Annotated in this window: 10 protein-coding genes and 1 riboswitch; of the genes, 3 read left to right on the forward strand and 7 right to left on the reverse strand. The window is 65.5% G+C overall.

Features of this window, described 5'->3' with window-relative positions:
- Positions 1 to 8: 8 nt before the first annotated feature.
- Positions 9 to 875, forward strand: coding sequence for a cytochrome c1 (locus tag LHP98_RS06950; RefSeq protein WP_319638921.1), 867 nt, complete (start codon positions 9 to 11; stop codon positions 873 to 875).
- 60 nt (positions 876 to 935) lie between these two features.
- Here the strand turns inward: LHP98_RS06950 and LHP98_RS06955 are convergent, their stop codons facing one another.
- The 4 genes from LHP98_RS06955 to LHP98_RS06970 all read right to left on the reverse strand — a co-directional run bounded on the left by LHP98_RS06955 (position 936) and on the right by LHP98_RS06970 (position 5,270).
- Positions 936 to 1,634: an ATP-binding cassette domain-containing protein gene (locus LHP98_RS06955; protein WP_227251798.1), complete on the reverse strand. Its 699-nt coding sequence runs from the start codon at positions 1,632 to 1,634 to the stop codon at positions 936 to 938.
- Positions 1,621 to 3,144 (reverse strand): thiamine/thiamine pyrophosphate ABC transporter permease ThiP, encoded by a 1,524-nt coding sequence (locus LHP98_RS06960; RefSeq protein WP_227251799.1) that lies wholly within the window; start codon positions 3,142 to 3,144, stop codon positions 1,621 to 1,623. Before LHP98_RS06960 ends, LHP98_RS06955 begins: the two co-directional genes overlap by 14 nt.
- Complete coding sequence (thiB, locus tag LHP98_RS06965) at positions 3,120 to 4,100, reverse strand: thiamine ABC transporter substrate binding subunit (protein ID WP_227251800.1); 981 nt, start codon at positions 4,098 to 4,100, stop codon at positions 3,120 to 3,122. The genes LHP98_RS06960 and thiB overlap by 25 nt, the downstream gene beginning before the upstream one ends.
- 37 nt (positions 4,101 to 4,137) lie before the next feature.
- A riboswitch (TPP riboswitch) is annotated at positions 4,138 to 4,240 on the reverse strand.
- A 49-nt stretch (positions 4,241 to 4,289) separates the two neighbouring features.
- On the reverse strand, positions 4,290 to 5,270 hold the full coding sequence (locus LHP98_RS06970; RefSeq protein ID WP_227251801.1) for a TerC family protein: 981 nt from the start codon (positions 5,268 to 5,270) through the stop codon (positions 4,290 to 4,292).
- Positions 5,271 to 5,490: 220 nt separating this feature from the next.
- Here LHP98_RS06970 and aroC point away from each other — a divergent pair, with 220 nt between their 5' ends.
- Complete coding sequence (gene aroC / locus LHP98_RS06975; protein WP_227251802.1) at positions 5,491 to 6,591, forward strand: chorismate synthase; 1,101 nt, start codon at positions 5,491 to 5,493, stop codon at positions 6,589 to 6,591.
- Between the two features lie 516 nt (positions 6,592 to 7,107).
- Positions 7,108 to 7,281, forward strand: coding sequence for a HigA family addiction module antitoxin (locus tag LHP98_RS06980; protein ID WP_264473681.1), 174 nt, complete (start codon positions 7,108 to 7,110; stop codon positions 7,279 to 7,281).
- 52 nt (positions 7,282 to 7,333) lie between these two features.
- On the opposite strand, the gene LHP98_RS06985 is transcribed toward LHP98_RS06980, so the two are convergent.
- From LHP98_RS06985 to LHP98_RS19475, 3 genes are all read right to left on the reverse strand, one after another.
- Positions 7,334 to 7,858 (reverse strand): hypothetical protein, encoded by a 525-nt coding sequence (locus LHP98_RS06985; protein ID WP_227251803.1) that lies wholly within the window; start codon positions 7,856 to 7,858, stop codon positions 7,334 to 7,336.
- Positions 7,855 to 9,252, reverse strand: coding sequence for an HD domain-containing protein (locus LHP98_RS06990; RefSeq protein ID WP_227251804.1), 1,398 nt, complete (start codon positions 9,250 to 9,252; stop codon positions 7,855 to 7,857). The genes LHP98_RS06985 and LHP98_RS06990 overlap by 4 nt, the downstream gene beginning before the upstream one ends.
- Before the next feature lie 152 nt (positions 9,253 to 9,404).
- The gene (locus LHP98_RS19475; protein WP_264473682.1) at positions 9,405 to 10,241 is read right to left on the reverse strand and encodes a ParB/RepB/Spo0J family partition protein; all 837 of its coding nucleotides are present in this window, start codon (positions 10,239 to 10,241) and stop codon (positions 9,405 to 9,407) included.
- Positions 10,242 to 10,374: the final 133 nt, after the last annotated feature.

A 10,374-nucleotide genomic window follows, 5' to 3' on the forward strand; every position in this document is an offset into this window, starting at 1 on the left:
GAAAGGTGATGACCATGATGAGGAAAATCGCACTCTCGGCAGTCTCGGCGCTGGTCCTTTCGTCCGGGGTGGCTTTGGCCGCGGGCGGCCCGGAATCCGACATGATCGACAAGGCCTTCGTCTTTGAAGGGCCGATGGGCAAGTTCGACCAGGCGCAGTTGCAGCGCGGGCTTCAGGTCTTCTCCGAAGTCTGTTCGGCCTGCCACGGCATGCGGTACGTGCCGATCCGCACGCTGGCCGATCCGGGTGGCCCGCAACTGCCGCCCGAGCAAGTGCGGGAATATGCCGCCGGTCTGGATTCGGTCGTGTTGCCGGATGGCAGCGAGCGCACCCGCGAATGGACTGATCCCTTCCCGATCCGCGCCGGCGACGGCATGGGTCCGGACCTTTCGCTGATGGCCAAGGCGCGCGCCGGCTTCCACGGGCCCTATGGCTCCGGGATCAACCAGCTGACCAAAGGGATGGGCGGGCCTGAGTATATCTACTCGTACCTGACCCACTTCGCCGAGGCGAACCCGGACTGCGCGCCGGACGGCATCGACGGCTACTACTACAACACCGTCTTCGCGGTGGGCGGCATCCCGGACAGCTGCAAGGACGAACATGGCGTCTCGACCATCAAGGGCAGCTATGTGCAGATGCCTCCGGCACTGTTCGACGATCTGGTGACCTATGAGGACGGCACCGCCGCCACCATGGACCAGATGGCCGAAGACGTGGCCGCCTTCCTGATGTGGGCGGCCGAACCGAAGATGATGGCGCGCAAGCAGGCCGGCTTCATCGCGGTCGGCTTCCTGTTCGTGCTGACGGTGCTGCTCTACTTCACCAACAAGCAGATCTGGGCTGCGGCGAAGAACAAGAAAAAGCACGCCTGACGCCAGTCTGACGTGACATCCAGGACCCCTGCCCGCACCCCGGGCGGGGGTCTTTGCATTTCAGGCGCCTCCCAGATAGTCCGCCAGCGGCGGCGGCGGCTCGGCGAACAGCGCCTCGGTCGGGTGCGGGCGGTGGGCCACACCCTCGGCCACCAGCACCGTCAGCTCTGCAAAGCGCCGCGCGTCGGCGGGGTCGTGGGTGACCATCAGCACCGTCGCCCCGGTGTCTTCGGCGACCTCGGCCACCAGGCCCAGCATCTGCCCCTTGAGCGCCGGGCCAAGGGCGGCAAAGGGCTCATCCAGCAAGAGCAGGGGCCGCGCGCGCAGCAGCACGCGGGCCAAGGCCGCTCGTCCCTGCTGACCCCCCGAAAGCTCTCCGGGCCGGCGGTCGTCCAGGCCCTGCAGCCCCACCCGTGCCAGGGCGGCAGCGACCCGGGCGCGTTCGTCGGTTGACAGCCGCAGGTCGGCGCGCAGGCCCATGGCGACATTCTGCGCCAGCGTCAGGTGCGGAAACAGGTTCTGGTCCTGGAACAGGATCGACAGCGGCCGCGCGCCGGGGGGCATGGCGCCGATGTCGGTTCCGGCCCAAAGGATGCGGCCGGCGACCGGCGGGAAGAACCCGGCGATGGCCGACAGCAGCGACGACTTGCCGGCGCCGGACGGCCCGATCAGCGCCACCCGTGCGCCCTTGGGCACGGACCAATCCGCCGTCAACCGGAACCCCGGCTGCGCCAGTTCCACCCGGTCAAGCTGCAGCACGGCGTCCCCCTGCGTCAAAGGCCCAGAACAGAGCGAAGCTCAGGCCCACCAGCAGCAGCGCGGCCCCCGCTGCCGCCTCGGTCCGGTAGGCGCCCATCAGCCGCTGCACCATAAGCGGCAAGGTGGCGCCCTGATCGGCCGCAAACAGCGCGATCACCCCCAGGTCGCCCATCGACAAGGCCGCCGTCAGCCCGGCGGAAAAGCCCAGCGGCCGGGCCAGCCGCGGCAGCGTCAGCAGGCGCAGGCGGGCGGGGCCTTGCAGCCCCAGGCTTTCCGCCAGCCGCCCGTAACCCGCGTGCAGCGCCCGCGCCTCGGGCAAGAGCAGCCGGAAGGCGAAGGGCAGCGCCAGCAGCGCGTTGACCAGCACCGTCACCGGCAGGGCCAGCCGCGTCGGCGGCACGATGGGCTGGGCGATCAGGAAAAGGCCGGTCCCCAGCACCAGCCCGCTGGTCGCCAGCGGCAGCGCCGCCGCCAGGTCCAGCCACCGCGCCCCGCCGCGCGCCACCGCCACCGCCAGGGTCAGCGCGGCGGTCATCGTGGCCGCCGTCGACACCAGCGCGACCGTGACCGAACGCCCGGCCGCCGCCCATACCTCGGGCGGCAGGTCCGCCAGCCCCGGCAGGCCCCGAAGCAGGATTGCCACCATCGGCACCAGCAGGAACGCCGCAGCCAGCCCAAGCGCCAACACATCCGCCCCGCGCCGCCAGCCGTCCGGACCCCGCCACATCGGCGCCCGGTCCAGCCCCGCGCCGAACCCAGCTGCCTGCGCCATCCGCCAGGCCGCCAGCGCCGCCGCGGCGCCCAGGGCCGTCTGCACCAGCGCCAGCCCGGCGGCATGGCCAAGATCGAAGTCGAACCGCACCGCCTGGTAGATCGCCAGCTCCAGTGTGGTGGCCCGCGGCCCCCCGCCCAGCACCAGCGCCACCGCGAATGAGGTCAGGCAGACCGCGAAGACGGTGGCCAGCGCACCCGGCACCACCTCGGCCAGCATCGGCCGCTCAAGGTGGCGCGCCACGTCCGCCGGCCGGAACGACAGGCTCTCGGCCAGCCGGAACCGCTCGGCCGGGATCGCCTGCCAGCCCTGCAGCAGCATCCGCGTCGCCAGCGGCAGGTTCAGGAACACATGCGCCATCACCACGCCCTGCAAGCCGTAGACCTGCACCCGGGGCAGCCCGGCCGCCGCCAGCCCGTCGTTCAGCCACCCCGCCCGGCCATAGACCGCGACCAGCCCCAGCACCGCCACGATCACCGGCAGCAGGGACGGCGCCCCCATCAGCGTGATCAGCGCCCCCCGGCCCGGAAACCGCCGCCGCGCCAGCGCCTTGGCCACCGGCACCGCCAGCAGCACCGAAACCACCGACGACACGGTGGCCTGCAGCACGGTGAAGCGCAGCGCCGCCCAGTCGGCGGCGGACAGGCTGACGCCCCCCGCCGCCCAGGCCACCGCCACCAGGGGCGCGGCGACCAGCAGAAGCGCAAGCGCCCCTATTGCCCGAGCGCCGCTTGCCATTCCGCCAGCGCCGGCCCGCGGGCCGCCTGCGCCTCATCCGCTGTCATCAGCAGCGACACTTCCGGCCGCGACGTCTCGAACCCTTCCGGCAGCGGCATCTCGGCCGCGGGATACATCCAGTTCGTCGTCGGAATCACCGACTGGAACTCGGAACCTTGCGTGAAGGCCACGAAGGCGCGCGCCAGGTCGGGCTGGTCGCTGGCCGCCAGCACGCCCGACACCTCGACCTGCAGGTAATGCCCCTCGGCGAACGGCGCCCAGTCCTTGCCGGCGTCCTGCTCGGCAATCCGGTGATAGGCGGGCGAGGTGGTGTAGCTCAGCACCATGTCTGCCTCGCCCTCAAGGAACAGGCCATAGGCTTCCGACCAGCCGGGGGTAACGGTGACGATGTTGTCGGCGAGTTCCGCCCAAAGCGCGGCGGCCCTGTCGCCATGGGCCGCCTTGACCCACAGCAGCAGCCCCAGCCCGGGGGTCGAGGAGCGCGGGTCCTGGATCACCACCTTCACCTCGCTTGCCGCCAGCGCCTCGAAGGACGCGGGCGGCGCGGGCAGCCTGGTCTTGTCGTGGACAAAGGCGAACCAGCCCCAGTCATACGGCAGGAACAACGGGTCGTCGTATGGAACCGGCAAGCCCTTTGCGGCCGCCTGGCCGTGCGGGGCGAACAGCCCCGTCGCCGCCGCCTCGGCCGCAAGGCTGGTGTCCAGCCCCAGCACCACGTCGGCCTCGCTTGCCGCCCCCTCCAGCTTCAGCCGGGCCAGCAGCGCGGCACCGTCGCCGCCGGTGACGAAGCGAAGATCGCAGCCGCAGATGGCCTCGAAGGCCTGTTCCACCGCCGGGCCGGGCCCCCATTCGCTGGTGAAACTGTCATAGGTCAGAACGGTCAGGACAGGCGTTTCCGCAACCGCGGCACCGGCCGCAAGGGAAACGACAGTCGCCGCAAGAAGGGGGGGCTTCATAGGGTCCTCCATGGGGGCGACGGGTGGCCGGGCATGGAGAGATCCGATGCACCTTCCCTCCGCCGGTATGATCCGGTTCAGGTTCAACGGGTTCGCTTTCGCATCTCAGCCTGGTTGCCCAGACACCCCGAGGTATCGGCCAGAATAGGCGCATCGGCGGCACATGCAAGGGCCGCCGATGCGAAGGGGTCAGCCCGCCACGGCCTTGTCGCCGCGCGTCTTCCACAGCGACCAGGCCACGCCCGCGCCCAGGATGCCAAGCGTGATGGCCAGCGACCAGTTGGCGGGGAACTTCTCCCAGCCCAGCGCATCGGCGACGAAGATCTTGGACCCGATGAACACCAGCAGGATCGCCAGCGCGTATTTCAGGTAGTGGAAGCGGTGCAGGATCGCCGCCAGCGCGAAGTAAAGCGCGCGCAGGCCCAGGATAGCGAAGATGTTCGAGGTGTAGACGATGAACGGGTCGGTGGTGATGGCAAAGACCGCCGGCACCGAGTCGACCGCGAAGACCAGGTCGGCGAATTCCACCATCACCAGGGCCAGGAACAGCGGCGTTGCAAAGGTCGTCAGCTTGCCGCTGCGCGGATGCGGTTCCTGCACGAAGAAGGCGTTGCCGTGCAGCTTGTCGGTCACGTTCAGACGACGTCGAATGAACCTGAGGATGGGGTTCTGGCTGATGTCGATGTGCTGGTCGTCGGTGACCAGCATCTTGACTCCGGTGAAGACCAGGAAAGCCGCGAAAAGATACAGGACCCAGTGATAGTTGGTGACCAGCGCCGCGCCGGCGCCGATCATGATGCCGCGCAGCACGATCACGCCCAGGATGCCCCAGAACAGCACGCGATGCTGATAGACGCGGGGGATGGCGAAGTAGGTGAAGATCAGCGCAATGACAAAGACGTTGTCCATCGCCAGGGTCTTTTCCACCACGAAGGCGGTCAGATAGAGCTTTGCGGATTCGACGTCCATCTGCCACCAGACAAAGCCCGAGAAGGCCACGCCGAGGGTGATGTACAGGGCCGAGAGCCTGAGGCTTTCGGCAACGCCGATCTCGTGGTCCTTCTTGTTCAGGACGCCAAGGTCCAGGATCAACAGGGCGATCACGATGCCGATGAAGACAAGCCACATCCACACGGGCTTGCCCAGAAACAGCAGGTACAGAAATTCCACCCCAATTGCCTCTCTGTTTGGGGCGCCGAGAGGTCTGCCGTGAAAGGCAAGGTGCCGGGCGGACATCGAGCGCGTTCTCGATGCGGTCCGACATCACGACAAGCGTCGTCAGAGGGGCCCGGCCCGCTTGGCTAACTTGGGAACGAGAGTTCGGATTTCAAGAGGGGCTTGATGCGGGCCTTGGGCTTGCCTAGACCCAAGCGGGATCAGGGAGAGTGACATGAGCCTCAACACCTTCGGCCATCTGTTTCGGGTCACCACCTGGGGCGAAAGCCACGGGCCGGCGATCGGCTGCGTGGTGGATGGCTGCCCGCCGGGCGTGCCGTTGAGCGAGGCGGACCTGCAGCCCTGGCTGGACCGGAGGAAGCCGGGGGGGTCGCGGTTCGTCACCCAGCGCCAGGAGGCGGACGCGGTGCGCATCCTGTCGGGGGTGTACCAAGGGGTGACGACGGGCACGCCGATCTCGCTGATGATCGAGAACACCGACCAGCGGTCCAAGGACTATGGCGAGATCGCGCAGGCATTCCGTCCGGGGCATGCCGACGTGACCTACCACCTGAAATACGGTGTCCGCGACCCGCGCGGCGGCGGGCGGTCCAGCGCGCGGGAAACGGCGTCCCGCGTGGCGGCGGGGGGGGTGGCGCGGGCGGTGCTGGCGGTGCTGGCGCCGGAGGTGCGGATCACCGGCTACATGGTGCAGCTGGGGAAGCTGGGGATCGACCGGTCGCGGTTCGATCTGGCCGAGGTCGAGAGGAACCCGTTCTGGTGCCCGGATGCTGTCGCGGCGGGGGAGTGGGCGGAGCATCTGGACCAGGTGCGGAAGGACCAGAATTCGGTGGGGGCGGTGGTCGAGGTCGTGGCGGAGGGTGTGCCGGCGGGGCTGGGGGCGCCGCTTTACGGCAAGCTGGACCAGGACCTGGCGGGGGCGATGATGTCGATCAACGCGGTGAAGGGGGTGGAGATCGGGGCGGGGATGGCGGCGGCGGGGCTGACGGGGGTGGAGAACGCGGACGAGATGGGGATGGGGGAGGACGGGTTGCGGTTCGGGTCGAACCACGCGGGGGGGATCCTGGGGGGGATTTCCACGGGGCAGGCGGTGGTGTGCCGGTTCGCGGTGAAGCCGACCTCCTCGATCCTGACGCCGCGGGCCTCGGTGAACCTCTCCGGCGAGGCGGTGGAGGTGGTGACCAAGGGGCGGCATGACCCTTGCGTGGGGATCCGGGCGGTGCCGGTGGGGGAGGCGATGATGGCCTGCGTGATTTTGGACCACTGGCTGCTGGACCGGGGGCAGACCGGGGGGGTGCGGGGGGCCATCGGGTAGTGTCCCATGATGGGACACCTTTTGCCGCAAGGGATTCCAATGGGTTACGAGGACGTTTTAGGGAGTTGTTAAGGATTGGGGGGTTTTGGGGGGCGTGTGAGTGGAGGCCCTGGCGCCGGGCCGATGTGGCCATTCGGGGGTGTGGGCGAGGTGGGGTGGAGCCTCAGCCTGCGACCCGGAGGCGGGGCGGGCGGTCCGGGCGAGGCCGGGATTGGCTGCGAAGGACTCCGATGGGTCAGAGCCGGTCTGAGGATTTGTTGAGGATCGGAGGTTTCGGCGGCCGTGTGAGCGGAAGGCTTGGCGCCGGGCCGATGCGGCGATTTGGGGTCAGGGTGTGGTGGGTAGGAACGGGTGGCGTGACGGGAGGTCCCGGGGCGACGCTGGGGACCCTTTGGCCGCAAAGGACTCCACCGGGTTGGAGAGCCGGTTCAGGGATTGGGGGTTTTGGGTGCCGCAAAGGATTACCCCGTGGGGCCGGGTTTGGGGTCTGTTTCAGATGGGACGGGGGCGACGGGCATGAGGTTGAAAGCTGTGACGGACATTGACCCGGTGCACCCCGGCGAAGTGCTGGGCGAGGAGTTCCTGGCCCCGCTGGGCCTGAGCGCGTCGGCGCTGGCCCGCAGCCTGGGGGTGCCGGCCAACCGGGTGAGCGAGATCGTCGCCGGGCAACAGGGCGCTGTGGCTGGCTGATCAAGCCCTCAATGCCGCAGTCGTCGGATGAGGTTCCCTGCAGCCTCACTTCCTAAATCGCGGGAAGCGGTTTCGGAGTATCTATCGCCAAGAGGCGCTTATAAAGACATTTTGCCCGATCAAGACGACCGTTAGCGATCTTTTCCGGCTTTCGGCTTGCCGTTTCGGCCCAAGGGTCATTGAAACCTTGCTTCGCCAGAAATGCCGCAGTCGTGGCAAGTTCCAGTTCAATAGGATCTGCAGCGTTCGCGATTGATATCATCCTTGCGCGAGGGCTGTCGATTCTAGTTGTGGCCTTTGTGCAGGTTGTAAACACCGAATAGGTGCTGCCCCATTGCGTACGCCTTTGCTCTTCGGAAAGATTAGAAAAAAGCGTCGCCAACTCAGTCGCATCTGCTAAGTCCTGACTAAATGGACCATAATGCTTGTAGATAAACGAAAAGCGATCACTGAGCCCTGCCATTGTCAGAAGGCAGGCCGTCTTCTGAAGGCGCGTTCTTCCAATTAGGTTTCCGTTCGCGGTAGCAACGATGTCAACAATCTCATCGATTTCTGAGGTGATGTTCTTATGTGTCATTCTTTCTCCTCCGCTATTGCTTTCGTCAAGGCCGCTTCAACGTGGCGCTTCGCTTCCTGGTCATCCTCATCAAAGTAAACTCGATTTAGCTTAAATACCTGAGCTGCTCGAACCACATCGGAAATATCCCCCAAGTCAACCAGCTGCCCGTTGTCTTCAATCAACATCTTTCCCAGTGGTCCAGAACTGGATTCAAGCTTCTTGTATGGGCTACGCTTTGCATCGTCTAGAATAAGTCTTGGAACATCCTTTGATTTCTCATCAGACCACTCCTCAATTCCTGAGCCTGCAAGCTTAACAACTCTGTCCCTCGAATCCTCGCCTAATTCGGGACAAATTTCCCTTAATCTATTCCGAATATCATATGATTTCAGCAATTTACGGTCTCGAAGGCGGATCGCGAGGTTCGCAACCACATTATCGTTGGCGTCACAAAACGAGTGTATCGCCCCCCAAATTACAGTATCGTCTAGACTCAGAAAATTGTCAATCGACTCTGGCTTTCTAGCAAACTTGACAATCGGATGATTTAACGCGAGTCCTGATCTTCTGTAATCACCCTCTTGGACGATTTTAATGACCCTTAAAAAAAGCTCCGTAAAAACCTTCTCTGCGCTTCGTGTGGCCTTATGAAAGTAAACGGTGGGATAGAGTTGAAATAGTCCTAGGACGTAGGTTTCAGCGGCAAATCTCGCCTTCGAATCCAAAACTAGAGTTTCAATGTCGCCGACCTTTGCTTCGTCCACTCCATACGCAACGGAGCCGATCTTTAAATTCGCCATGAGCCAAGTGAAATCAATTTCACTGTGCTGTGTCCCAGTCATCAATTTGTCCCGACGCATGTAATCCAAGCGATCAGCATCAAACTGGCTCGACACCACCGAACTATATATATCGGTCGGACCATCTTGAGCAATAAGGTTTCCAACATCGTTTGCAAATCCACCACCCAAAATATTCAGAGATTCCGCAATTTCACTTTCCTTGATTAGCTTAGCGCTAATTGCTTCATGGCTGAGATTCGGCAGCGAAAGCCGCTTTCCAACGGTCTCAAACGAGTGGCTAAAAGGTCCATGGCCAACGTCGTGAACCAATGCTGCTGCAAGTGCGATCTTAGCCTTGGGTTCCGAGTAAGCGTCTTCCTTTCCAAGCTGTCTCTCAATGTTAGCCATCAGCAATCGGGCAGTATGGAAAACACCGATGCTATGAATGAACCTTGTGTGGGTCGCACCCGGATAGACGAGTTCAGAAAACGCAAGCTGCTTGACGCGCCGCAACCTCTGGAAGGGGCGCGTCTGAATGACCCGCCACATTGCGTCCTCGAAGGCATTTGGACGAAACTCTATCAAGTCGTGTAGCGGGTCCCGAACCCGCTGTGGCACATACTTGCTCATTTGTTCCTGCTTCGTTCCTTGCCGTTTGTCAATCCCTTATATGGTGGCCATTTCTGAAGTAGAAGCAACTTATGGGCCGGGCCACAAGATTTTGCGAGAACCTCGCGATCGGGTTTCGTACGTGCGCACCAGTTGAGTTCGGAGCGGTCCCCTCACCCCTTCACCTGAAACCACGCCTCCACCTGGTCCAGCACGTCGTCGATGAGGGCTCCGCTGCGGGCTTCGGGGCCGGAGAAGCGGAGGATCCAGCCGGTTCGGGTCATCTCGCGGCGGATGGTCAGGCCCTGTTTCAGGTGCAGCAGGCGGCGGGGGCGGCCGGGGGGGCCGGGCGGCTCGGGGCGGGGGCTGAGGGACTCGGCCAGCACGGGTGCCAGGGCGGACCACTGGGTGGCGAGGCTTTCGCGGCGCAGGGGCGCGAGGGTGGCGTGGATCAACCCGTCGAAGCCGGCGCGGAGGGCGGCGGCGAGGCGCTCGACCTGCGGGGTGGTCAGGGCCTCGGGGGTGGTCAGCGTGCCGTCGAGTGCCTCGACCACGGCGGCGAAGGCGCGGATGCGGGCGCGGGCCTGGCGGGTGAGCGCGGGGTAGAGGGCGGCGACGGCGGCGTCGGGGGTGTCGAAGTGGCCTTCGTGCACGGCGTCGGTGATGAGGCGGCCCTTCTCCCAGGGGGAAATCTGGGCGCGGATCTCGTTCTCGGTGACCATGGCGGCCATGGCGGCGGCGAGGGTGGCGGGCGTGCGGAGCGTGGCGGGGATGGTGGCGAAGGCGGGGTTGGTGGCGGCGAGGGCGCGGAAGGCGGTGAGGCGGCGGAGGCCGGCGATGAGGCCGTAGCGGAAGGGCGGGCGCGGGATGGTGAGGCGCCAGACCTCGATCGGGGTGCGCAGGCCCTCGGCCGCGATGGAGGCTTGCAGGGCGGCGAGGGCGTCGGGGTCGAGGGTGGAGCGGTCGCGCAGGAGGGCGGCGGGGTCGATCTGGCTGAGGCGGATGCGCATGGGGAGCCTTCCGGTTTTGGGCAGGAGGCCTTGGGCGGGGTTAAGGCGGGGTTGCGGGGGCGCGCGCGGATGTCGGCGCACCTGAGGCGCAGGCGGGGGCGGGTGTGACAGACGGCCCCGTTGCCGCTGAGGC

This window comes from Rhodobacter sp. Har01 (genome assembly GCF_020564565.1).
Classification (GTDB): Bacteria; Pseudomonadota; Alphaproteobacteria; order Rhodobacterales; family Rhodobacteraceae; genus Pseudogemmobacter.

Coding starts and splice junctions, on each gene's coding strand:
- LHP98_RS06950 (WP_319638921.1), top strand. CDS start 9: ATGACCATGATGAGGAAAATCGCACTCTCGGCAGTCTCGGCGCTGGTC.
- LHP98_RS06960 (WP_227251799.1), bottom strand. CDS start 3,144: ATGGCAAGCGGCGCTCGGGCAATAGGGGCGCTTGCGCTTCTGCTGGTC.
- thiB (WP_227251800.1), bottom strand. CDS start 4,100: ATGAAGCCCCCCCTTCTTGCGGCGACTGTCGTTTCCCTTGCGGCCGGT.
- aroC (WP_227251802.1), top strand. CDS start 5,491: ATGAGCCTCAACACCTTCGGCCATCTGTTTCGGGTCACCACCTGGGGC.
- LHP98_RS06980 (WP_264473681.1), top strand. CDS start 7,108: ATGAGGTTGAAAGCTGTGACGGACATTGACCCGGTGCACCCCGGCGAA.
- LHP98_RS06985 (WP_227251803.1), bottom strand. CDS start 7,858: ATGACACATAAGAACATCACCTCAGAAATCGATGAGATTGTTGACATC.
- LHP98_RS06990 (WP_227251804.1), bottom strand. CDS start 9,252: ATGAGCAAGTATGTGCCACAGCGGGTTCGGGACCCGCTACACGACTTG.
- LHP98_RS19475 (WP_264473682.1), bottom strand. CDS start 10,241: ATGCGCATCCGCCTCAGCCAGATCGACCCCGCCGCCCTCCTGCGCGAC.